Below are 20,757 nucleotides of genomic sequence, written 5' to 3' on the forward strand. Positions count from 1 at the left end.
CAAGGCCGCCCACGCAGGGCGGCCTTTTTCTTTGGGCGCTTGGGGTGTGGCGTGCCCTGTCCGGTGAAGGGGATGTTGCGTGTGCCACTGCGCCGCCGCAGTATCACTTTCACCCGCTGCGATATCAGTGCGTCAAAAGTCCGGAGAATTGAATGAAACGCTTGAGAGACTTCTTTGTGGCGCGGTCACCCCAGCCCGACGCAAAAGATACAGATGTGTCCGCGCCAAGCGCGGCCACAGCGCAAGACAGCAGCCCGCTCATTGGCGCCAAAGCCCACCTGAGCGACGCACTGAAAGCCTTCAGTACCCGTTGCATATCCCGACCGTAACAGAATTTCGACAGACTGATGCAGGGTGACATCGCGCAGGCGTGGCAGCGCATCCCGGATGGACACAAGTGGCTTGGATATTTTCCGACCTATGAGCGTGTGTTCTCGGAATATCGGGGCCGTGCGCCGACAGTGTTGGAAATTGGCGTCAACCTCGGCGGGTCACTGCGGCTTTGGAAAGAATACTTCGGGCCCGATACCACCATAGTGGGGATCGATATAACTCCCGCCTGTGCCGCGTTTGAAAACGTCGAAGAACGCGTTTTCGTGCGTATCGGAGATCAGTCCGACCCGGGTTTTCTGGCGTCTGTGGTCGAGGATTTTGGGCCGTTTGACATCATCATCGATGACGGAAGCCATGTCGTCTCGCACCAGATCGCGTCGTTTAATGCCTTGTTTCATAAGGGTATGGCGGCCGGCGGCCTGTATCTAGTCGAAGATCTGGAAACCTCATATTGGGGCCACAAGACCGGGCAACGCGACATCGATATCGGGTTTCACGACTTTACCGCAGCTATTGTGGACGAAAGGCATGCGATTTACCGCAGCAGCCTCTATCCGGATTTCGTCCTGAACACTGTGGCCGGACAGACGCGCGACGTCTCGTTGATTGCAACAATCGTGCAGGAAGTGCGGCTGTTTGAGTCCATTGCCGTGTTTTATCGAAACGACGTGCTGCCACCGGTTGCGCAAAACCTGACCCCCGGCCGCATTTGATGTCCTTGCGTCAGTCGTGCGGGGCCGGGGCACCGCCTTCAAAAGCGTTTCCGTGAACATAGTCACAGGGTTCTTCCTGCATCTGTAGGTGCAACCCCTCACCGGTATAGGGGTGGGCGTGTGCGAGCGCTTCGTTGACCTCGATGCCCAGACCGGGGCCCTCGGGCGGCACGATAAACCCGTCCTCGACGCGAATGGCTCCGCCGATCAACGCGTCGTGAAACGGTGTTTCGATCGTCTCTGCCATCAGAAGGTTCGGGATCGACGCTGCCAGATGCACATTGGCGGCCCATTCGACAGGTCCGGCGTAAAGGTGCGGTGCCATCTGCGCGGCAAAGGTTTCAGCCATGGCAGCCAGCTTTTTCATCTCCCAGATACCGCCGGCGCGTCCCAGCGCCGGTTGCAGAATCTCGGCAGCACCTGCGCGCAGCACCTGCGCAAATTCCCACCGGGTTGTCAGCCGTTCGCCTGTCGCGACGGGAATGCGCACCGCGCGGGCAACCTTCGCCATCTCTTCCGTGGTGTCTGGCGGAATGGGTTCTTCAAACCAAAGGGGGGCGTAGGGTTCTATCGCCTGTCCCAGCCGGATCGCACCTGCAGTGGTGAACTGGCCATGGGTCCCGAATAGCAGATCGGCCTTGTCGCCCACCGCCTCGCGGATGGCACGGCAAAAAGCGACCGACATGGAGATATCACTCATGGCCGGCATGTGCCCGCCGCGGATGGTATAGGGGCCGGCGGGGTCGAATTTGACTGCCGTGTACCCCTTGGCAACCATCGCAACGGCCGCTTCTGCGGCCATCTCGGGTGATGTCCAGAACGCGGGCAACGCGTGCGTCTCTTGCGGGTAAAGGTAGGTGTAGGCCCGGATGCGGTCGTTGACGCGACCGCCCAGCAGCGCGTGGACCGGACGGTTGCGGGCCTTGCCCAGAATGTCCCAGCAAGCGATCTCAAGACCGGAGAACGCCCCCATAACCGTCAGGTCCGGGCGCTGGGTGAATCCGGAAGAATAGGCGCGGCGAAACATCAGCTCGATGTTTTCAGGGTTTTCGCCATCCATGTGACGCGAAAAGACATCTTCGATGACCGCGCGCATCGCAGTTGGACCGACAGAAGACGCGTAGCACTCGCCCCAGCCCGTGATCCCGTCATTTGTCGTCAGCTTGACGAGAATCCAGTAGCGCCCGCCCCAGCCCGGCGCGGGTGGCGCGGTGATGATGACGTCGAGGTCCTGCAACTTCATGGCATTATCCTTTTCCGGTTAGCCGTGATCGAAAATGATGACATTACGCCGAGCGGCACCGGTTTTTGTATCGGCGATGGCGTCGTTGATCTGGTCGAGCGTCCAGCGGCCCGAGATCAATTCATCGAGCTTCAACCGGCCTTGAGAATACAGATCGACCATCCAGGGAATGTCGCGCTGGATCACCACGTCACCCATTTTGGAGCCGACCATACCCTGACCGACCGCGGCAAGGATCACCGGCTCGTAGGTGGACAGCGCACCTGAATGCGGCATGCCGACCATGACCACCTTGCCACCGTAGCCCAGATAACGCGGTGCCTGATCGTAGGCAGGAATGGCCCCGACGGTGACAATGACCGCATCCGCGCCACGATTGCCGAGGGCCGCATGTGCCGCTTCCCAAGGCTTTTTCTGTGTGGCCAGCACGCCGTCCGTTGCGCCGAAATCCCGCGCAACGGCCAGTTTGTCTTCGCTCATATCCACGGCAACGATGCGGCGCGCGCCGGCGATCCGCGCGCCCTGAATGGCATTAAGCCCAACGCCACCCGCGCCTATGACCACGACGTCCTGACCTGCGCGCAGGCGCGCCGCATTCACGACCGCGCCAACACCGGTGATCACACCGCAGGCGATCAGGCTGGCGGCGTCCTTGGGAATGTCTGACGGGATCTTGACGGCCTGATTCTGTGACACGACGACTTTTTCGGCAAATCCGCCGGTTGCCATGGCCTGATGGAGCTTTCCGCCCTCCAGTGTTTTGATCGGCCCGTGATCGCCGTCATAGGGCGTTTCGCACAATGTCGGTGCGCCACCGGCGCAATTGCCGCAACTGCCGCAGGCACGGATCAGCGTGACAACAACGCTGTCTCCGACGTCCAGTCCGGTGACCCCGGCACCAAGAGCGGTAACCCGACCTGCCGCCTCGTGACCATAGACCGCCGGCAGAGAGCCGCCCCAGGCACCTTCTGCATACGAGATATCCGAATGGCAGATCGCCACCGCGTCCAGCGTGACCTCGATCTCGCCCGTATCGGGCGCGCGCAGGGCGATCTCTTCGATTTTGAGGGGCGTGCCGAATTCATGGCACACGGCGGCTTTAATCGTTTGCATGACGGGGAGGGGCCTTTCGAAAGGATCGTTACTGTCGTGCCAGCCTGTCGCCTCGGGCGCGGGCTTGCAAGCCTGATCACGACGTCAATTCATCCCTCCGGCGACCCCGCGCGCGGGTTTTGGCTTAAAAAGGCTAAAGACGGTCAACCCGGCAGCGATCAGAAGGGCAGAAAGCAGAAACGGCGCGCCAGGCAGGTAGACCGGTGCATCTGCCGCGGTGAACTGGGCGAAGGTTGCGGTCATCAACATCGGCGACAGGATTGTGGCCAAGGCGCCGACAGAAACCAGTGCGCCCTGCAACTCGCCTTGCTGATCGGGCCCTACGGATTTTGACATGATGCCTTGCAGCGCCGGTGTGATCACCGCTGCCAGTGCTGCGATCGGTACAAGGATCAGCGCCAGCGTGCCGCTTGCGACAAAGGCGATGGCGACGAAAGCAGCAATGTCAAAGACATGGCCAAAGGCCACTGTACCCCGCTCTCCCAAAAGCCGGATCACTGGGCGGATGAGACCGCCCTGAACAATTGCCATCATGATCCCGAAAAGCGCAAGGCTCAGGCCGATCATCGACGGTTCCCAGCCAAAACGCTCCTTCCCGAAAAAGGACCAGACCGACGGATAAACCGTAAAGGCAACCTGATAGAGGAAAAACACCAGCAAAAGTGCGCCGACACCTGGCAGGGCGCGCATTTGCACGAATGCGCCCAGCGGATTGGCGCGGCGCCAGCTAAAGGAGCGGCGCGCGCTTTGCGGAAGTGTTTCGCGCAATACAAAATAGCCGAATACGGCGTTCATCCCAGACAGGAGCGCTGCGGCATAAAACGGGGCGCGGGTGCCCCATTCGGCCAGAAATCCGCCGATCAGAGGCCCCAGAACAAAGCCAACGCCAAAGGCTGCGCCGATCAATCCAAAGTTCGCCGCGCGATCTTCGGGGGCCGAGATGTCGGCCATATAGGCGTTCGCCGTTGCTTGGGTCGAGGCGGTGATGCCGCCGACGATCCGCCCTGCCAGCAAAAGCCAGATGCTGCCGGCAAGCGCCATCACCAGATAGTCCAGCGCCATAAAGACGAGCGAAACCAGCAAGACGGGCCGCCGTCCGAAACGGTCTGACAGGCCACCAAGAACAGGGCCAAAAAGAAATTGCATGACCGCAAATGCCGTTGACAGAACACCACCCCAAAGAGCCGCACGGCCCAGATCACCTGCGCCAACCTCTTGCAGCAGATTTGGCAGTACCGGCACCATCAGGCCGATGCCCATCGCGTCGATCATCATGGTGATGAGGATAAATAGAACGGCTGGGCGGGGCATAAGGAGTTAGAGTTTCTCCACCCTTGCGGCAAAGGCGCGGGCCTCGCGCGGGGCCGAACCCAGTTGCGCTTGTGGCGTGAAAGTATTTGCGGGCAGATCGGGATAAGCCTCCATCGCGACCAACGGCAACGGGCGGCGCGCGTCGCGTGCGGCGACGCACAGCGCCTTGGTGGCGGCCTGCGCATCGGGCCGCGCCATCTGAGCGGTGAGCGCAAAACTGAGCGCCTCAGCGTGGATCATGCCGAGGTCTGCATCGAGTGCGTCACGCATGCGCGCAGCATCCGGTGTGATCTGTGCCGCCAGCGTCTTTGCGATCTGGAGCGCAGCGCAAGTGCACAGCACGATCTGCGGCAACAGCATCCATTCCGCAAACCATGCCGCACCGTCGCGCTGGTGCCGGTGTTGGGCCGCTTGCGGCATGCCGGCACGCAACGCGCTTGCTTGGCTGGCAAGGGCCATCACAGCAGAAGCGGCCACCGGGTTCTGTTTCTGTGGCATGGTCGACGACGCGCCGGTGTCACCCAGTAAAAGCTCTTGCGTGCCGCTCTCGGTCAGGGCAGCAACAGTATCTGCCATAGCGCCAAGCCCGGTTGTCACGCGGCCCATCCAATCCGTGATCCGCAGGATTGGTGTACGGTCGGTGTGCCAGCTGCGTCCGGGGTCGCCTAGACCCAGCGCCTTCGCCAGGTCGGTCCGGATACCGCCCGCATCAGGGCCGAGCATCGATCCGGTTCCAGCCGCGCCCGAAAGCGAGACCCAGAGGCTGTCGCGGCGCAGATCGGGCAGTTCGGTCAACGCATCGCACAGCGGCGCGCCAAATCCGGCCAGCACCGCGCCCCATGTGGTCGGCACGGCGATTTGTCCATAGGTGCGCGCAGGCATCGCCGTCTCGGCGTGTTGAAACGCGGCCCGGCCCAATACCTCGATCACCGCCCGCAAATCCGCCTCTGCAAGGGTCAGCGCCTGCCGCAGACGCAGCATCAGCGCGCTGTCGATGATATCCTGTGATGTCGCGCCCCAGTGAACGTATTGTGCGTGTTCGGGCGCCTGCATTTCATCGCGAAACGCAGCGACCAAACCGGGTACCGATACCCCGTTCTGCCCGGTGCTGGAGGCAAGCGCCCCGGGGTCGATCTGTATTTCGAGCGACGCGCGATGGATCGCGGCGGCACTCATTTCCGGAATAACCCCTGACGCGCCCTGCACTTTGGCCAAAGCCCCTTCAACCAGCAACATCGCGCGGATGGCGGCGCTGTCGGAAAACAGGCGGCCCGCGTCGCCGGTCGGAAAGAGCCGCGAAAAGAGGGGGCTGTCAAAAACGCTTGCGGCCATCACTCAGCTCCTGATCGCGGTGTCAATCCGCCGGGCAAGCCCTGCGGGATCGGAAAAGAACGGCGAGTGGCCGGTGTTCATGTCCTGCACATGGGCGTCCGGCCAGTCCTGTGTCAGGTCCCTTTGATACTCGGGTAGCACGGTACGGTCATCCAGGCAGCGGATGTACCGGCGTGGCAGATCCTGCGAGGCCGAAGTCAGGTTGATCACCGTCTCTCCGGGCGCGAGCGCCTGCGGGCACAGATTTTCCAAAGCGAATGCGACCGCATCTGCGGGGCAGTCGTGATAAAAGAGCGCCGGTGCCTTGCCAAGATCCACGGTGAAGCTCAGACCATCTTCCGCCATCTGCAATGCCTCGACCAGCGGTTGGCGTGGCTGGCGGGCGCGCATCTGCGCCATCGTCAGACCGGGGGCCGGCACATGCGCGGACAGGTAGATCAGCCGCTCTATCCGATCCGGTGCGCGTTCGGCAGCGGCCGTGATCGGATAGCCGCCTAACGAGTGGCCTACCAGAACCGTGGCATCGCTCAGGGCACCGACAATGGCCGCCGCGTAGCTGTCGAGGGTCACCTCAGCCACTGGCGACGTGTCTGCGCCGTGGCTGGGCAGATCAATGGCCTGCGCCCGGTGCCCCAAGGCTTCAAGTGCAGGGATCGTATCGCGCCAGCACCATGCCCCGTGGCAGGACCCGTGGATCAGCAGAATATCCGCCATGACCGACCTATACGTGTCCGACGTTGCGCAGAAACTCGGTCAGAACGCGCGCATACTCTTGCGGTTGTTCCACACATGGAAGGTGCCCCGCGTTCCGAATGAGGTGAAACTGGCTGCCGGGGATCAAATTGACCGTCTCTCGCACCAGATCGGGCGGCGTCGAACCGTCCTCCGATCCCGCGATGCCCAGTGTCGGCAGGCGCAGGCTTGCCGTGGTCGCGTAAAAATCCGTTCCCGAAATGGCCGCCGAGCATCCCATGTAGCCTGCATCCTCCTGCCGCACGAGCATGTTGCGCCATAACTCCAATTCGGTCGTCTTGCGAAATGCTGCGGAGAACCACCGCTCCATCACCGCATCGGCCAGCTTTTCAATGCCGCCTGCGGCGACATCGGCAATACGGTCATCCCACATCGCAGGGGTGCCGATCTTGGCCCCTGTATTGGACAGGACCATGGCCCGCATCAGATCGAGCCGTTTGATCGCCAGACCCTGCGCGATCATGCCGCCGATCGACAGGCCAACAAAAACACAGTCCCGCACCGAATAATGGTCTAGCAGGCGTTCCGTGTCATTGATCAGTGCGCCCATTGAGTAGGGGCTGGGCGGGCAGGTCGACAGACCGTGACCCCGTTTGTCAAATCGGATGATGCGCAACCCTTCCGGTAACAGCGGCAGGATCGGGTCCCACAGCCGCATATCCGTGCCCAGAGAGTTAACGAAAACCACCGGGGCACCATCTGCGGTGCCGTCCACGCGTGCATGCAGCCGCACATCGCCCAAATCTACCATCTCCATCACCTGATCCTCCTGTTGCTGATGCTAGGATGCCGCCGCTTTGCCGTGCTTTTGCAGCGCTTCCTGAAACAGCGGCGCATCCACGTTGCCGCCGGAAATTGTGACGATCACCGCGTCGCCGTCTATCTCATCGGCCCGAAAAAGCGCAGCGGCCAGCGCCACAGCGCCGCCGGGTTCGGCGACCAGCTTGAGATGCGAGAACGCCACCGCCATGGCCTGCATCGCCTCGTCATCGGTGACGATCAACCCCGGTCCGGCCAGACGCTGCAGTATGGGCAGCGTCAAGTCGCCGGGCGTAGGCGAGATGATCGCATCGCAGATGCTGCCGGTCGGGCTGGCGTTGCTCAGGTGGTGCCCTGCACGCAGGGATCGCGCCATATCATCGAAGTTTTCGGGTTCGGCAGGACGCACGCGCAGGTTTGGTGCCTCGGCCTCCAGCCCCAGCGCAATACCAGAGGCAAAGCCGCCGCCACCGCAGCACACAATGACATCTGCTTGTGTGACCCCGTGCTCCGCCGCCTGCGCCGCGATCTCAAGTCCGGTTGTGCCCTGTCCGGCGATCACTTGCGGATTATCAAAAGGCTTGATCAGCTTCAGACCGCGCGCTTCAGACAGTTCGCGTCCGATAGCTTCGCGGTCCTCGCCGCCGGCGCGGTCGTAAAGCACGACCTCGGCACCCAAAGCGCGGGTGTTGTTAATCTTCATGGCCGGCGCGTCCCGCGGCATGACGATGACGGCGGGAGCACCGTTCTGACGCGCGGCAAGTGCTATTCCCTGCGCGTGATTGCCGCTGGAATAGGCGATGACCCCACCCGTCCGCTCGGCATCCGACAACGCCGAGATCGCAGAGAGCGCGCCGCGATACTTAAAGCTGCCCGTATGCTGCAAACACTCCGGCTTGACGAAAACGCGGCGGCCGGCACGCGCATCGATAAAGGGAGAGGACATAAGCGGCGTCCTGCGCACGTGGCCGTCCAGCCGGGACGCGGCGGCGCGGATCATTTCGATGTTCATGCCAGTTTCCCTGTCCAAGATTGCAGTGTTGCGACCGCCTCCGGCTCATCGAGAAACGGAATATGGCCGCGCCCCGTCACCGTGGCTGCGAGCATATCAGGGCGACGCGCTTGCATCTTTTCTAACGTCTCGGGCATGAACAGGTCCGAATTCTCGCCGCGCAGGACGGCCAGCGGCAACCCGTCCAGCGCATCGAAAAACGGCCACAGATCCGGCGCTGCCTGCGCCCCCTGCGACTCGACTGCATCGCGCAAACGTGGGTCGTAGGTGATGTCGAGGCCATCTTCGGTGGCAACAAAGTGCTTGTTTACCTCCTCGATCCAGCGGTCAAAAGGCACATCGTGGAATCCGGTCATCGCGCGCTCCAGTGCGCGGGCGGCCTCGCTGTGGTCCGAAGCCGCAGGGCGGCGACCGAGATATCCCATGATAAAGGCAAGCCCGACGGGGCTGATTTCCGGACCAATGTCGTTCAGTGCGACGCCCAGCAGACGGTCCTTGGCGGTCATGCCAAGCCCCATCGCGATCAGCCCGCCGCGTGAAGTGCCGAGGATCGCGGCCTTGTCGATCCCCAGATGGTCAAGCAGTTCCAGCGCGTCTCGTGCCTCGACGACGAGGTTGTAGTTCTGCCACTGGGGATCCCATTGCGATTTGCCGCGCCCGCGGTAATCGAGCTTGATCAACCTGACATGAGACAGGTGCGGTGTGACGTAGTCGAAATCGGCCGTGGTGCGCGTCAGCCCGGCGAGACACAGCACCGGCACCCCGCTGCCTTCATCCGTGTAGTAAAGGCTCAGCCCGTCCGAAGTTTCAAAATGTGCCATCAAGCCCCCACCAGCGCCGGAATTCCGGACAAATCGGACAGTACATGCGCAGGGTGCCACGGCAGCCTGTCGACCGGATCACCCGCCCGGTTGACCCACGCGGTGGCAAAGCCATACCCGGTGGCGCAACCCGCGTCCCACCCGTTGGATGAAACAAAAAGCACTTCGTCCTTGGCGCATCCAAAGCGGTCTCCCACGAGATCGTAGACGCGCGCATCCGGCTTGAAGACACCGACGGATTCGACCGACAGCGTGTCATCCAGCAGATCGCCAATTCCTGCAGACGATACCGCCCCTTTCAGCATATCAGGCGACCCGTTTGACAGGATCGCCGTATTCATGTCGGCCTCTTTCAGCGCGGCCAGCACGCGCGGCACCTCCGGATAGCTTTGCAACTCCCAATAAAGCGCCAGCAAGCGTTCGCGCAGGCGCGGTGCCCCTGCATGACCGGTTTTTTCCAACGCCCAGTCCAACCCCTGCTGGGTAACGTCCCAGAAATCGTCATGTGCCCCGACAACCGCCCGCAGCCACGTATATTGCAACTGCTTTTGACGCCAGTGCTCTGCCAGCGCGGGCCAGTCGTCGCGGATTTGTGCAAAATCGGGTTCGGCGGCGGCCTGTCGCGCGGCGGCGGCCACGTCAAACAGCGTGCCATAGGCGTCAAAGATGCAAGTGGTGATCGCCATGGTCGTCCCTTCACTGATACTCAGGGGTAAGACTGTCATGCCCTGATCGCGCAGAAAAGAGCGAAATCCGGAGATTGCGGGTTTACTCGGGCGTGCACGTTGGGGCAGGTTACAGTGATCTTGAGAGAACCCGCGCAGATACGCGGCCTCTGACACTCCTCTCCCTAATCAGAATTGGACATCAAATGACCCAGGTAAAATCGGGGGATCTCGTTGCGATCCACTACAATGGCACACTGCTCGACGGCACGACATTCGACAGCTCTGACGGACGCGATCCGCTGGAGTTTACCGTTGGATCAGGCCAGATCATTCCCGGCTTGGACGCAGCACTGCCCGGCATGGAAGTCGGGGACAAGAAAAAGGTGCAGGTGCCGTGTGACCAGGCCTATGGTGCGCTGAACCCGCAGATGCGTCAGGCCGTTCCCCGTGAAGGTATCCCGGCCGATATCCCGCTGGAGCTTGGCACCCAGTTGCAGATGCAGACCCCGGACGGTCAGGCGTTGCCTGTTGTCGTCGTGGAGGTAGATGAGGCCACCGTGACACTGGACGCCAATCATCCTTTGGCAGGCAAGGATCTGGTCTTTGACATTGAATTGATGCGGATCGGTGCCGCTTAGTAAACAGCAGCACTTTTTGTAAACGGGTTGTTTACCCAAGCAGCTTTAGGATCACGGCATGCCCAACCGGGTGGCGCCGGGCAGGGCGCGTAAATGTCGCCCGCCTTGGCGACCGGTTGGAGAGTGTGATGTCGTTTGACCCAGAGCTGCGCGCGTCCCCGCGTATCGCGAACCCCTTGCAGATTGTTGCCCTGAATGCGGTGCTGAGCAGTCTTTGCGTCGCAGCAGCGGTGCTCGGCGGAGCAGGGTGGGCAGTTGCAATCCCGGCGGGACTGATGGCCGGGCCTGCGGTCACCATGGGGATCGTCGGTCTGCTTTATTCAATAGCAGAACGACGGGTGCGTGCGAGTATCCCGCCCGCGTTTGCCATGCCGCCCGCCGAGACAACCGCCCTGCATCAGGAAATCTGGAAATGGACTGAGGACGCCGCAGACGACGCTTGGATTGCAACCCGTATTAAAGCGAAGGTCGCAGCAGAGATGGCGCGGGCAGAGGCGGACGCACGGGCAAGGCGCCGGAACTGATCTGGGCAAAAGATACAGCGCAATTACTCTGAATTTGGTGTGGTAAAAACGGCGCGGCTGTCTGGACTTTGCGACAGAGTGGCGCTGCGTCGTTTCAGGGGCGGTTCACCGGCTTGACTGAGGTCGGTAGTTCCGGTGTCAGGGCCAGTGCGGCTGCTTCCTGACCTTCGTCTGCAGCGGGGTCTGCCGTCTCTGCTGTCTCCGGTACCGGACCGAACATGCCATCAAGCGGTGTGTTCTGAGCGTAGCTTGCCAGCAGCGGTTTTGCTTCGACGACACCTGCCTCCAGCTGCGGGCCAAGCACCGGGTCAGACCAAAGACTGGTCGACAATGTCACCAGAGCCACGGGGATCAGCAGTTTGCCATAGAGCCGGGAGCTGCGGGCGCGCATCTGATAGGCCAGCTGACGACGCTGGCGTATTTCCAATTTGGTCATCATGACTGGGACGCTAACCGCGCTTTGCGGCATGATTTTGGCGCAATTGTGAGCCTATCGCGGAAATCAGATATTTTCGCCCTGCGGCATGCCAAGAACGTGGTAACCGCCATCGACGCGCACGATCTCGCCGGTTGTGCAAGCACCCGCATCCGACACAAGATAAACGGCCGTGCCGCCCACTGCTTCCAGCGTCGCATTAGACCTCAGCGGTGCATTCTGATCAGTGTGCTTGTAGGTTTTGCGCGCGCCACCAATCGCAGCCCCGGCCAAGGTTTTCATCGGGCCGGGGGAAATCGCATTGACGCGAATGCCTTCTGGCCCAAGGTCATTGGCCAGATAGCGCGTTGCACTTTCCAATGCGGCCTTGGCCACCCCCATCACGTTGTAATTCGGCACCACCGAGTTGCTGCCCTGATATGTCAGCGTGATGAGCGTGCCGCCATTGTCGACCATCAACGGATGCGCGCGGCGCGCCACCTCGATGAAGGAATAGGCGCTGATGTCCATGGTTTGCTTGAAATTGTCGCGGCTTGTGTTGATGAAACGGCCGGTCAATTCGGATTTGTCGGAAAACGCGATGGCGTGGACGACAAAGTCGATGCTGGGCCAGCGCGCCGACAGCGCGCCGAACGCGGTATCCAGCGAAGCGTCGTCTGTCACATCCACGTCCACCATGAAATCCGACCCGACCGAAGCCGCGAGCGGGGCCAGCCGTGACCCGAAAGCCTCGCCCTGATAGGTGAATGCCAGCTCCGCACCCGCTTCCGCCATTGCTTTTGCAATGCCCCACGCGATCGACCGCTCGTTGGCGACCCCCATTACAAGCCCGCGTTTGCCGCTCAGAACACCGGTCATCTTGTTGTCCTACCTTAACCTTTGAATTTCGACAGGATCATCGACCCGTTTGTGCCGCCAAACCCAAACGAGTTTGTCATCACTGAGTCCAGCCCTGCATTGTCGACCCGTTCCTGCGCGATCTCTGAGGGATCAAGTGCGGGGTCCAGTGTTTCGACGTTGATCGACTGGGTGATGAAGTCATTGTCCAGCATCAGCAGGCTAAAGATCGCCTCAAGCGCGCCTGCGGCGCCCTGCGCGTGCCCTGTCATCGACTTGGTTGAACTGACCGGTGGCGTGCTGCCCTCGCCAAAGACCCGCCTGACAGCTTCGATCTCGCCGACGTCGCCCACCGGTGTCGAGGTGCCGTGCGCGTTGATATAATCTACGGAGCGGCCGTCGGGCAGGGTCTGCAGCGCAAGCCGCATTGCCCGCTCGCCGCCTTCGCCTGACGGTGCGACCATGTCGTGCCCGTCCGAGGTGGCCGCGTATCCGGTGACTTCGGCGTAAATTTTGGCGCCGCGGGCCAACGCGTGCTCCAACTCTTCGAGCACGACAATCCCGCCACCGCCAGAGATCACAAACCCGTCGCGGTCGGCATCAAAAGCGCGGCTCGCCTTCTCGGGCGTGTCGTTATATTTCGATGACATGGCGCCCATCGCGTCAAACAGGCATGACAGTGTCCAGTCAAGCTCTTCACCGCCACCGGCAAACATGACGTCCTGTTTGCCCAGCATGATCTGCTCGGCCGCGTTGCCGATGCAGTGAAGCGACGTGGAACAGGCCGAGGTGATCGAATAGTTGATGCCCTTGATCTTGTAGGCCGTAGAGAGATTGGCGCTGACGGTCGAGGACATGCACTTTGGCACGGCAAAAGGCCCGATCCGTTTTGTCGCACCGGTGTTCTTGACGACGTTATGCGCGGTGAACATTGCACTGGTAGACGGCCCGCCCGACCCTGCGACCAGACCGGTTTTGGGGTTGGAAATCAGGTCTTCGTCAAGGCCGGCATCGGCTATTGCCTGACCCATTGCGATAAAGGCGTAGGCCGCTCCCGGCCCCATAAACCGCAGGGTGCGCTTGTCGATATGTTCGGCTACGTCGATCTTGAGCGTGCCGGCAACCTGACTGCGAAAGCCGTGTTCGGCCATTTCCGGACTGGCCTCGATACCGCTTTTTCCGGCCTTGAGTGCGGCCAGCACTTCTTCGGCGTTATTCCCGATGGATGAGACGATGCCCAACCCTGTCACGACGACACGCCGCATATGCGCACTCCCTTTTCTCTTCCTTCACTCTCTACGACAGCTTTCCAAGCAAGCGCAACCGCTTCGCTTTCAGCAAAAGGCGGGCAGCTATGCCGCGACGCTGGTTCCGTCTGGTCAGATGTATACGAGAGTACTGGGCGCAGCGTGGCTGGTTTCAGGTCGAAATCAACTTCCGTTCAGACCAAATATCGGCCATGGCCGTTTCGCCCCCCAAGCACATTACGTCATACCGCACCGGCAAAGTCTTGCGGCCAGCACGCGATAAGGCGCAGTTTTCGGAAGCGGTCAGTTGTTCACCAATTTCACCATGGGCTGCCAAAAACTTTGGAATTTCCCCGCGTCTGTGATGTACCTGCCTCAACAGATCGAGCAATCGCGCCGGATATTTCTGAACAAGAGCAAAACATGACTGCATCCATCGACGTGCCCAGCTTTATCGCCGTAACACTCGGCATTGTTGTCTACTTTGTGGGCGCCGAACTTACGCGGCGGTTCGGGTTTTTGCGGCGATACTCAATTCCCGAACCGGTTTCGGGAGGATTGCTTGCGGCTTTATTGACGCTCGGTGTTGTGCTGGCGACGGGCCGAGAGGTTGTATACGACCTGACATCACGTGACGCGTTGCTGGTGTATTTCTTCACCACCATCGGGTTGAATGCAAAGATTTCTGATCTGGTGAAGGGCGGGCCGCTGCTCGGTATCATGCTGGTGCTGACGGTCGGATACATGTTTGTCCAGAACGGCATTGGTGTACTGGGCGCGTCGGTGCTTGGCGAGCCGTCCCAAGCGGGTATGATGATGGGAACGACTTCTCTGATTGGGGGGCACGGCACCGCAATTGCATGGGGGCCGGTTGTCGTGCAGCAATATCTCGTGTCGGGGGCGGCAGAACTTGGCATCGCCTCGGCAACAATCGGTCTGATTATGGCCAGCCTTCTGGGGGGGCCAATTGCCAGCTACCTGATTGCACGAGACGGGCTGCGCCCAAGCGCAGAAGACCTCTCAGGTGCCGCGCTATCTGACGAGAACGGCAGAACAACGCCCGCTGTGGCGGACCCTGCCGGCGGCCCCAGTAACCCCGGCCTGATGAGAGCCGTTCTGTGGATCCATGTCGCAATTATCATCGGCTACATGATAGAAGAATCGTTGGAACTGGCGGGTATAAATCTGCCGCTGTTTGTGCCGTGCCTGCTCACCGGCATTGTCCTTGCCAACCTGTTGCCGCGAGTGTTTCCGCGGTTAAAGACACCAACGGGCACTGCATCGCTCCAGCTGGTTCAGGATTTTTCTCTCGCGGTGTTTCTGTCCATGTCGTTGATGAGCATGCAACTCTGGACGCTCGCCGGATCCGCAGGCCTTCTGGCCTTTACGATGGTAATGCAAGCCGTTGTGGCGGTGATATTCATCATTTTCGTTGTGTATCGCGTCATGGGACGAAACTATTTTGCAGGTGTGATCTCAGCCGGTTTTGCCGGCTTTGCACTCGGTGCTACCCCGACCGCGATCGCGAATATGACTGCAGTGACAAATAAATGCGGGCCCGCCCCATTGGCCTTTATTGTGCTGCCCTTGGTTTCGGCTTTCTTTGTCGACATCGCAAACGCATTTATCATCCAGATGTTCTTGTCGAACCTACCTTGAACAACAGAGCAGTTGGCAGACGCCGGCACTGAACGCTTCGCGATTGCTCCGGTCAAACTATAAAGGCATCTGCAACCGCCCATCAGTCGTTTGGCAACAGGCGGCAAAAGACCGAACTCAGCACAATGATGGCATGTCTGAAATTCTGCTTTTGGAGGCAAGGGAAAGACAGATTTCTGTGGGGTGCGCTGTAGCATGTTGCGGGGCGGGTTTCGCTGATGGCACAGCGAAGGCGATTGTAATTTGCCGGATGACCACGTCGGACGGGCGCTTTGAAGTGGACGTCTTTGGCACAGACGCTTTGCTTGTCCACGCCGGTCAAATGTCGCCAGCGTGCGGCGTTGATGCCCGAATGTCCGATACGGTCCGCTCAAGAAGGATACACAGGCCGGTTTTTGGCTTTCTGAATACCTGACACCGGCCTCATGCGCGTGGGCAAACCCGCATATGATGCGCAGATGCGATGCCATTTCTGAGGTGGGTATCGCACCCAAAGCCCAGGCTCGCTTGGCGCCGGTTTTCCGAGACTTCGAAGATACTTACACCTATGGTCGCATAATGACGCCTGCCAGCTTTCTCAATTGACCCCGATAGGCTAGTCTGGCAGCCAGTTTTGCAGCGTCCGACCCTTGCGCAAAAGGAACGGACCCCAAAAAGAATTGGATGCGAAGTGGCGCGTTCTATCGGAGATTGGACCGAGAACTTTCTTGGCACGCGAAGCCTCCCGCGGGGCGTGCGCGACAAACTTTTGCACGAAGCACGCATTGTCTCGTACAAGCAAGGCGAGCAGGTTTTTGGGCCGGAAAACATCCCTGACAGCCTGATGTTTCTGTACGAAGGCCGGATACGGGTATCGCAAAGTTCAGAGGCAGGCCGCGAAATTGTTCTTTACCGCGTCGAAGCTGGTGAGAGTTGTGTACTGACCACGGCCTGTATGCTCTCTGAGGAAGCCTATAACGCCGAAGGTATTGCCGAAACGGAAATCAAGGCGATTACCCTGCCAAAGAGTTCCTTTGACAGGCTGGCCGCCGAAGAAGACAGTTTTCGCAACTTTGTGTTTTCTGCCTATTCGCGGCGCTTGATCGATCTGCTGCGTGTCGTGGACGATGTCGCATTTGGGAGAATGGACGTGCGACTGGCGGAACGCCTGTTGGCGCTGGGAGAAGGGTACACAGAAATCCAAGCGACACATCAGGCGCTTGCCAATGAGCTTGGAACCGCGCGCGAAGTCGTATCGCGTATTCTCAACGATTTTCAAAAACGCGGATTAATTGCCCAAGCGAGGGGCCGGATCATCCTGCAAGACAAGGGCGAACTGGAGCGTTTGGCAAAAAGCGCGTAAAAATTTCCTTTTAGGTGACATTGTCACTGAAGCGCACGGCAGCGCCGTTTAGTCAGGGTTCAACTTGACCAAACGGAGACGCTCTATGGAAACCGAATTTACCCCGATTGCCTCGCTTGGCGGTGGCTTGCTCATCGGACTTGGCGCTGTTCTGCTGATGCTTGGTCTGGGCCGTATTTTCGGCGCAACGGGCATTCTGTCGGGCGCGGTTTTCGCTGACAGCAGCGATGAACGCGCGTGGCGGCTTGCGCTTGTGGTCGGGATGATCGCCGCGCCTGGCGTTCTCTACCTCATTTCCGGCCAAATGCCGGAACTGAGCGTTCCTGTAAGCCCAACCATGATCGTTGTGGGCGGTGTTATCGTCGGTCTTGGCGCCAGCCTTGGGTCGGGATGCACATCCGGCCATGGCGTCTGCGGTTTGTCACGTTTGTCGCTACGATCGCTCGTGGCCGTTCCGACATTTATGGCGACAGCCGCAGTTTCCGTCTTTCTTATTCGCCACGTTTTCGGAGGGTAACTTGATGAAACTCGTCTACGCAGTATTCACCGGTCTCGTATTCGGTATTGGCATCTCGCTGTCAGGCATGATCGATCCGGCAAAGGTGCTCAATTTCTTTGACATCGCGGGTACATGGGACCCTAGCCTGATCTTTGTGATGGGTGGCGCGCTCATCGTCACGTTCTTTGGCTACCGACTGGCATGGCGCAGAGACGCCCCGCTTTTTGGTGGACGGTTTGAAGTGCCAACCTCGACGGTTATCGACAGCAAATTGATCGGCGGCTCAGCACTTTTCGGCATTGGCTGGGGCATAGCAGGCTTTTGCCCGGGTGCCGCGATCCCGGCGCTTGGCACTGGCCGCTGGGAAGTTGTGCTCTTTCTTGTCGCGGTCATCGCAGGCTTCTTTCTGCGCCGCCTCGTTGCGCCGGTCTCTGCCGGCATTCCCGCAAAATAATCAGATCAGATCGGAGAAAAAATATGACGGACTATCCGGTTAACTTGGACATCAAGCCACAGGTGCAGGCCTTTTTCGACGAGGCCACCAACACCATCAGCTATATCGTGAAGGACCCGACGAGTGACGCTTGCGCCATCGTCGACAGTGTCATGGACATCGATTACGCCGCTGGACGCATCACCTATGACCACGCTGACGAACTGATCCGCCAGATCGAGACGCAAGGCTTAAAGCTGGAATGGATTATCGAAACCCATGTCCACGCCGACCACCTGAGTGCCGCCCCCTACATCCAACAGAAGCTGGGTGGAAAGATCGGCATAGGTTCAAAAATCATGGTGGTGCAGGACACTTTTGGCAAAGTGTTCAATGAAGGAACAGAGTTCCAGCGCGACGGCAGCCAGTTCGACCGGCTTTTTGAAGATGGCGATACTTACCTGATCGGCAACATGCAGGTCTTTGCCATGTATACGCCGGGTCATACGCCTGCATGTATGGTGCACGTCATGGGCGACACCGCCTTCGTCGGAGACACGTTGTTCATGCCGGATGGCGGATCGGCACGTGCCGACTTCCCCGGCGGTGATGCAGGAACCCTTTATGACAGCATACAGAAGGTGCTTTCGCTTCCAGACGAAACGCGTCTCTTTATGTGTCATGACTACGGGCCAAACGGGCGCGACATTGCTTGGGAAACCACAGTTGGCGACGAAAAAGCGTTCAACATACACGTTGGTGGCGGCAAGACGAAAGAAGACTTCATCAAGTTTCGCACGGAAAGGGATGCGCAGTTGGACATGCCCAAGCTGATTATTCCCTCGCTGCAGGTAAACATGCGCGCCGGTGAGGTTCCCACAGACCCGGACGGGAACCCGATGCTCAAAGTTCCGGTCAATAAACTCTGAAATGTGAAAGGTCGAAAGCGATGGAGATCAACCAGCTCTCCGAGAATTTCAGCACGTATGGTCAAGTGTGGCCCGATGATTTGGCAACGATAAAGGCGCTCGGTTTTCGATCGCTTATCTGCGCGCGCCCCGATGGCGAAGCGGACGAACAGCCGCTGTTCGCCGAAATCCGGGATCGCGCGAAGGCGTTTGGCCTGCATGCCCGTTACGTTCCCGTTCAGCCTAAGGGTGCCACGGATGCAGACAACCTGGCATTTGCCAGTGCGTTGGCAGAACTGCCCGGTCCCGTGCTGGGATACTGCCGCAGTGGTCAGCGCGCCGCAAAGCTGTGGCTCACACAGCAAAACGCAATCGAATAGCCGGCGGTGAGGATGCGGTTGGCACAAAAATTACCGGTTCTGGATTGGGCAAGCACTTACGGTCGTGCAGAGCTGTCAAGCGATCTGATGGCGGCTTTGATTGTCACGATCATGCTCATCCCTCAGTCTCTGGCCTATGCGCTCTTGGCCGGGCTGCCGCCGGAAGCAGGGCTTTACGCGTCCATCGCGCCCATTCTTCTTTACGCGCTCTTTGGAACCAGTCGCGCTCTGGCTGTCGGACCGGTCGCTGTTGTGTCTCTTTTGACCGCTTCGGCGGTGGGTCAGGTCGCCGAACAGGGAACAGCAGGCTATGCCGTTGCAGCTTTGACCCTTGCGTTTCTATCGGGTGGCTTCCTGTTGCTCTTGGGTATCTTGCGGCTGGGCTTTTTGGCCAACTTTTTGAGCCATCCGGTGATTGCCGGCTTTATTACCGCATCCGGTATTCTGATCGCCGCAAGCCAACTCAAGCATATTCTGGGGGTGAGTGCGCACGGTCATACCCTGGTCGAGATACTCTGGTCGATTGCCTTGCACCTTGATGAAACAAACTGGATCACTCTGACCCTTGGCATAACTGCCACGCTGTTTCTCTTTTGGGCGCGGCGCAGGCTAAAGCCCACACTGTTAAAGCTGGGTATACCCGCCCGCATGGCTGACAATTTGACCAAAGCCGGGCCGGTTGCCGCGGTGGTCGCAACCACAGGTGTGGTTTGGGGTCTCAACCTGGCCGAAAAAGGTGTCAAAATTGTTGGCGAGGTTCCGCAGAGCCTGCCACCACTTACGCTGCCGGGCTTTGCGCCGGATTTGCTTGGTGCGCTGCTGTTGCCGGCAATTCTGATTTCGGTGATTGGGTTTGTTGAATCCGTTTCGGTTGCCCAGACGCTGGCCGCCAAGAAGCGCCAGCGGATCGACCCGAACCAAGAACTCATTGGCCTTGGCGCCGCCAACATTGGTGCTGCATTCACCGGCGGATATCCTGTTACCGGCGGCTTCGCCCGGTCAGTTGTCAATTTCGATGCGGGTGCCGAAACACCTGCGGCGGGCGCGTTTACCGCAATTGGTCTGGCATTTGCCGCGCTGGCGCTGACGCCGCTGGTCTATTTTCTGCCTAACGCCACGCTGGCGGCGACGATCATCGTCGCTGTGACCAGCCTTGTTGATTTTTCGATCCTGCAAAAAACCTGGAAATACTCGCGGGCGGATTTTGTCGCAGTGGCAGCAACTATTCTGGTCACGCTGGGTCTTGGCGTTGAGACGGGTGTCGCCTCGGGCGTGGCGATTTCGGTTCTGCTCCACCTCTACAAAACCTCCTATCCGCACGTGGCCGAAGTCGGCCGTGTGCCCGGGACAGAGCACTTCAGAAACATTCTGCGTCACGAGGTCGAAACCGATCCGTCGGTACTGACACTGCGCGTGGATGAGAGCCTGTATTTTGTGAATGCCCGCTTTCTTGAGGACCTTGTGTACAACCGCATTTCTGAAGGCTCCAAGATCAGACACATCGTGTTGATGTTCTCCGCCGTCAACGAAGTGGATTTTTCCGCACTGGAGACTCTGGAGGCGATAAACCACCGGCTCAAGGACAGCGGGATCGGTTTGCATCTTTCTGAAGTGAAGGGGCCTGTAATGGACAGGTTGAAAAGGTCTCACTTCATCGAGGATTTGAACGGCCGGATTTTTCTTTCACAGCACGACGCATGGACCGCGCTGTCCGAAAGATAACCTCGGACAGCGGGATTCTGGACTCAGCCGGACGGCGATGTTTTCGCAAAGCGGGCGGGCAGATCAGAGCCCGT

At 59.6% G+C, this 20,757-nt stretch carries 24 protein-coding genes; 11 read left to right on the top strand and 13 right to left on the bottom strand.

Annotated elements, in window-relative coordinates:
• Nucleotides 1-124 precede the first annotated feature (124 nt).
• Nucleotides 125-316, bottom strand: a complete 192-nt coding sequence (locus tag AC2D8V_RS04880; RefSeq protein ID WP_484732392.1) for a hypothetical protein — start codon at nucleotides 314-316, stop codon at nucleotides 125-127.
• A 31-nt stretch (nucleotides 317-347) separates the two neighbouring features.
• Here AC2D8V_RS04880 and AC2D8V_RS04885 point away from each other — a divergent pair, with 31 nt between their 5' ends.
• Entirely contained in the window at nucleotides 348-1,046 is a 699-nt protein-coding gene (locus tag AC2D8V_RS04885) for a class I SAM-dependent methyltransferase (RefSeq protein WP_484732393.1), read from the top strand.
• 10 nt (nucleotides 1,047-1,056) lie between these two features.
• Here AC2D8V_RS04885 and AC2D8V_RS04890 read toward each other — a convergent pair whose 3' ends face one another.
• The 9 genes from AC2D8V_RS04890 to AC2D8V_RS04930 all read right to left on the bottom strand — a co-directional run bounded on the left by AC2D8V_RS04890 (nucleotide 1,057) and on the right by AC2D8V_RS04930 (nucleotide 10,076).
• On the bottom strand, nucleotides 1,057-2,289 hold the full coding sequence (locus tag AC2D8V_RS04890) for a mandelate racemase/muconate lactonizing enzyme family protein (RefSeq protein WP_484732394.1): 1,233 nt from the start codon (nucleotides 2,287-2,289) through the stop codon (nucleotides 1,057-1,059).
• An 18-nt stretch (nucleotides 2,290-2,307) separates the two neighbouring features.
• Nucleotides 2,308-3,402 (bottom strand): zinc-binding dehydrogenase, encoded by a 1,095-nt coding sequence (locus AC2D8V_RS04895; protein WP_484732395.1) that lies wholly within the window; start codon nucleotides 3,400-3,402, stop codon nucleotides 2,308-2,310.
• An 84-nt stretch (nucleotides 3,403-3,486) separates the two neighbouring features.
• A complete protein-coding gene (locus AC2D8V_RS04900; protein WP_484732396.1) occupies nucleotides 3,487-4,713 on the bottom strand; it encodes a TCR/Tet family MFS transporter in 1,227 nt (408 codons plus the stop codon).
• Nucleotides 4,714-4,719: 6 nt separating this feature from the next.
• On the bottom strand, nucleotides 4,720-6,045 hold the full coding sequence (locus AC2D8V_RS04905) for a lyase family protein (RefSeq protein ID WP_484732397.1): 1,326 nt from the start codon (nucleotides 6,043-6,045) through the stop codon (nucleotides 4,720-4,722).
• Between the two features lie 3 nt (nucleotides 6,046-6,048).
• Entirely contained in the window at nucleotides 6,049-6,759 is a 711-nt protein-coding gene (locus AC2D8V_RS04910; protein ID WP_484732398.1) for an alpha/beta fold hydrolase, read from the bottom strand.
• Between the two features lie 7 nt (nucleotides 6,760-6,766).
• Nucleotides 6,767-7,555, bottom strand: coding sequence for a 3-oxoadipate enol-lactonase (pcaD, locus tag AC2D8V_RS04915; RefSeq protein WP_484732657.1), 789 nt, complete (start codon nucleotides 7,553-7,555; stop codon nucleotides 6,767-6,769).
• A gap of 24 nt (nucleotides 7,556-7,579) precedes the next feature.
• Nucleotides 7,580-8,569 (bottom strand): threonine ammonia-lyase, encoded by a 990-nt coding sequence (locus AC2D8V_RS04920; protein ID WP_484732399.1) that lies wholly within the window; start codon nucleotides 8,567-8,569, stop codon nucleotides 7,580-7,582.
• On the bottom strand, nucleotides 8,566-9,390 hold the full coding sequence (locus tag AC2D8V_RS04925; RefSeq protein ID WP_484732400.1) for an alpha/beta fold hydrolase: 825 nt from the start codon (nucleotides 9,388-9,390) through the stop codon (nucleotides 8,566-8,568). The genes AC2D8V_RS04920 and AC2D8V_RS04925 overlap by 4 nt, the downstream gene beginning before the upstream one ends.
• Nucleotides 9,390-10,076, bottom strand: a complete 687-nt coding sequence (locus tag AC2D8V_RS04930) for a haloacid dehalogenase type II (protein ID WP_484732658.1) — start codon at nucleotides 10,074-10,076, stop codon at nucleotides 9,390-9,392. Before AC2D8V_RS04930 ends, AC2D8V_RS04925 begins: the two co-directional genes overlap by 1 nt.
• Nucleotides 10,077-10,261: 185 nt before the next feature.
• Here AC2D8V_RS04930 and AC2D8V_RS04935 point away from each other — a divergent pair, with 185 nt between their 5' ends.
• Nucleotides 10,262-10,696 (top strand): FKBP-type peptidyl-prolyl cis-trans isomerase, encoded by a 435-nt coding sequence (locus tag AC2D8V_RS04935; protein WP_484732401.1) that lies wholly within the window; start codon nucleotides 10,262-10,264, stop codon nucleotides 10,694-10,696.
• 128 nt (nucleotides 10,697-10,824) lie between these two features.
• Complete coding sequence (locus AC2D8V_RS04940; RefSeq protein WP_484732402.1) at nucleotides 10,825-11,220, top strand: hypothetical protein; 396 nt, start codon at nucleotides 10,825-10,827, stop codon at nucleotides 11,218-11,220.
• Between the two features lie 94 nt (nucleotides 11,221-11,314).
• Here AC2D8V_RS04940 and AC2D8V_RS04945 read toward each other — a convergent pair whose 3' ends face one another.
• From AC2D8V_RS04945 to fabB, 3 genes are all read right to left on the bottom strand, one after another.
• A complete protein-coding gene (locus tag AC2D8V_RS04945) occupies nucleotides 11,315-11,659 on the bottom strand; it encodes a hypothetical protein (protein WP_484732403.1) in 345 nt (114 codons plus the stop codon).
• Between the two features lie 63 nt (nucleotides 11,660-11,722).
• Nucleotides 11,723-12,514, bottom strand: coding sequence for an enoyl-ACP reductase FabI (locus tag AC2D8V_RS04950; RefSeq protein WP_484732404.1), 792 nt, complete (start codon nucleotides 12,512-12,514; stop codon nucleotides 11,723-11,725).
• Nucleotides 12,515-12,528: 14 nt separating this feature from the next.
• Nucleotides 12,529-13,758 carry a beta-ketoacyl-ACP synthase I gene (gene fabB, locus AC2D8V_RS04955; RefSeq protein WP_484732405.1) on the bottom strand — a complete coding sequence of 410 codons (1,230 nt, stop codon included), beginning with the start codon at nucleotides 13,756-13,758 and terminating at the stop codon, nucleotides 12,529-12,531.
• Nucleotides 13,759-14,163: 405 nt separating this feature from the next.
• On the opposite strand from fabB, the gene gltS reads away from it, so the two are divergent.
• From gltS to AC2D8V_RS04995, 8 genes are all read left to right on the top strand, one after another.
• A complete protein-coding gene (gltS, locus tag AC2D8V_RS04960; RefSeq protein ID WP_484732406.1) occupies nucleotides 14,164-15,399 on the top strand; it encodes a sodium/glutamate symporter in 1,236 nt (411 codons plus the stop codon).
• A gap of 250 nt (nucleotides 15,400-15,649) precedes the next feature.
• Entirely contained in the window at nucleotides 15,650-15,814 is a 165-nt protein-coding gene (locus tag AC2D8V_RS04965; RefSeq protein ID WP_484732407.1) for a hypothetical protein, read from the top strand.
• A gap of 318 nt (nucleotides 15,815-16,132) precedes the next feature.
• The gene (locus AC2D8V_RS04970) at nucleotides 16,133-16,741 is read left to right on the top strand and encodes a Crp/Fnr family transcriptional regulator (protein ID WP_484732408.1); all 609 of its coding nucleotides are present in this window, start codon (nucleotides 16,133-16,135) and stop codon (nucleotides 16,739-16,741) included.
• Nucleotides 16,742-16,826: 85 nt separating this feature from the next.
• Nucleotides 16,827-17,258: a YeeE/YedE family protein gene (locus tag AC2D8V_RS04975; RefSeq protein WP_484732409.1), complete on the top strand. Its 432-nt coding sequence runs from the start codon at nucleotides 16,827-16,829 to the stop codon at nucleotides 17,256-17,258.
• A gap of 4 nt (nucleotides 17,259-17,262) precedes the next feature.
• Nucleotides 17,263-17,694, top strand: a complete 432-nt coding sequence (locus AC2D8V_RS04980) for a DUF6691 family protein (RefSeq protein WP_484732410.1) — start codon at nucleotides 17,263-17,265, stop codon at nucleotides 17,692-17,694.
• Between the two features lie 23 nt (nucleotides 17,695-17,717).
• On the top strand, nucleotides 17,718-18,602 hold the full coding sequence (locus AC2D8V_RS04985; protein WP_484732411.1) for an MBL fold metallo-hydrolase: 885 nt from the start codon (nucleotides 17,718-17,720) through the stop codon (nucleotides 18,600-18,602).
• A gap of 20 nt (nucleotides 18,603-18,622) precedes the next feature.
• Entirely contained in the window at nucleotides 18,623-18,961 is a 339-nt protein-coding gene (locus tag AC2D8V_RS04990) for a protein tyrosine phosphatase family protein (protein ID WP_484732412.1), read from the top strand.
• A gap of 12 nt (nucleotides 18,962-18,973) precedes the next feature.
• Nucleotides 18,974-20,683: a SulP family inorganic anion transporter gene (locus AC2D8V_RS04995; protein ID WP_484732413.1), complete on the top strand. Its 1,710-nt coding sequence runs from the start codon at nucleotides 18,974-18,976 to the stop codon at nucleotides 20,681-20,683.
• Nucleotides 20,684-20,757 lie beyond the last annotated feature (74 nt).

Source organism: Roseobacter sp. YIN89 (genome assembly GCF_057219365.1).

What these genes read in the sequence shown, in the direction of transcription:
- AC2D8V_RS04880 (WP_484732392.1), bottom strand. Translation starts at nt 316, where the DNA reads ATGCAACGGGTACTGAAGGCTTTCAGTGCGTCGCTCAGGTGGGCTTTG.
- AC2D8V_RS04885 (WP_484732393.1), top strand. Translation starts at nt 348, where the DNA reads ATGCAGGGTGACATCGCGCAGGCGTGGCAGCGCATCCCGGATGGACAC.
- AC2D8V_RS04890 (WP_484732394.1), bottom strand. Translation starts at nt 2,289, where the DNA reads ATGAAGTTGCAGGACCTCGACGTCATCATCACCGCGCCACCCGCGCCG.
- AC2D8V_RS04895 (WP_484732395.1), bottom strand. Translation starts at nt 3,402, where the DNA reads ATGCAAACGATTAAAGCCGCCGTGTGCCATGAATTCGGCACGCCCCTC.
- AC2D8V_RS04900 (WP_484732396.1), bottom strand. Translation starts at nt 4,713, where the DNA reads ATGCCCCGCCCAGCCGTTCTATTTATCCTCATCACCATGATGATCGAC.
- AC2D8V_RS04905 (WP_484732397.1), bottom strand. Translation starts at nt 6,045, where the DNA reads ATGGCCGCAAGCGTTTTTGACAGCCCCCTCTTTTCGCGGCTCTTTCCG.
- AC2D8V_RS04910 (WP_484732398.1), bottom strand. Translation starts at nt 6,759, where the DNA reads ATGGCGGATATTCTGCTGATCCACGGGTCCTGCCACGGGGCATGGTGC.
- pcaD (WP_484732657.1), bottom strand. Translation starts at nt 7,555, where the DNA reads ATGGAGATGGTAGATTTGGGCGATGTGCGGCTGCATGCACGCGTGGAC.
- AC2D8V_RS04920 (WP_484732399.1), bottom strand. Translation starts at nt 8,569, where the DNA reads ATGAACATCGAAATGATCCGCGCCGCCGCGTCCCGGCTGGACGGCCAC.
- AC2D8V_RS04925 (WP_484732400.1), bottom strand. Translation starts at nt 9,390, where the DNA reads ATGGCACATTTTGAAACTTCGGACGGGCTGAGCCTTTACTACACGGAT.
- AC2D8V_RS04930 (WP_484732658.1), bottom strand. Translation starts at nt 10,076, where the DNA reads ATGGCGATCACCACTTGCATCTTTGACGCCTATGGCACGCTGTTTGAC.
- AC2D8V_RS04935 (WP_484732401.1), top strand. Translation starts at nt 10,262, where the DNA reads ATGACCCAGGTAAAATCGGGGGATCTCGTTGCGATCCACTACAATGGC.
- AC2D8V_RS04940 (WP_484732402.1), top strand. Translation starts at nt 10,825, where the DNA reads ATGTCGTTTGACCCAGAGCTGCGCGCGTCCCCGCGTATCGCGAACCCC.
- AC2D8V_RS04945 (WP_484732403.1), bottom strand. Translation starts at nt 11,659, where the DNA reads ATGATGACCAAATTGGAAATACGCCAGCGTCGTCAGCTGGCCTATCAG.
- AC2D8V_RS04950 (WP_484732404.1), bottom strand. Translation starts at nt 12,514, where the DNA reads ATGACCGGTGTTCTGAGCGGCAAACGCGGGCTTGTAATGGGGGTCGCC.
- fabB (WP_484732405.1), bottom strand. Translation starts at nt 13,758, where the DNA reads ATGCGGCGTGTCGTCGTGACAGGGTTGGGCATCGTCTCATCCATCGGG.
- gltS (WP_484732406.1), top strand. Translation starts at nt 14,164, where the DNA reads ATGACTGCATCCATCGACGTGCCCAGCTTTATCGCCGTAACACTCGGC.
- AC2D8V_RS04965 (WP_484732407.1), top strand. Translation starts at nt 15,650, where the DNA reads ATGACCACGTCGGACGGGCGCTTTGAAGTGGACGTCTTTGGCACAGAC.
- AC2D8V_RS04975 (WP_484732409.1), top strand. Translation starts at nt 16,827, where the DNA reads ATGGAAACCGAATTTACCCCGATTGCCTCGCTTGGCGGTGGCTTGCTC.
- AC2D8V_RS04980 (WP_484732410.1), top strand. Translation starts at nt 17,263, where the DNA reads ATGAAACTCGTCTACGCAGTATTCACCGGTCTCGTATTCGGTATTGGC.
- AC2D8V_RS04985 (WP_484732411.1), top strand. Translation starts at nt 17,718, where the DNA reads ATGACGGACTATCCGGTTAACTTGGACATCAAGCCACAGGTGCAGGCC.
- AC2D8V_RS04990 (WP_484732412.1), top strand. Translation starts at nt 18,623, where the DNA reads ATGGAGATCAACCAGCTCTCCGAGAATTTCAGCACGTATGGTCAAGTG.
- AC2D8V_RS04995 (WP_484732413.1), top strand. Translation starts at nt 18,974, where the DNA reads ATGCGGTTGGCACAAAAATTACCGGTTCTGGATTGGGCAAGCACTTAC.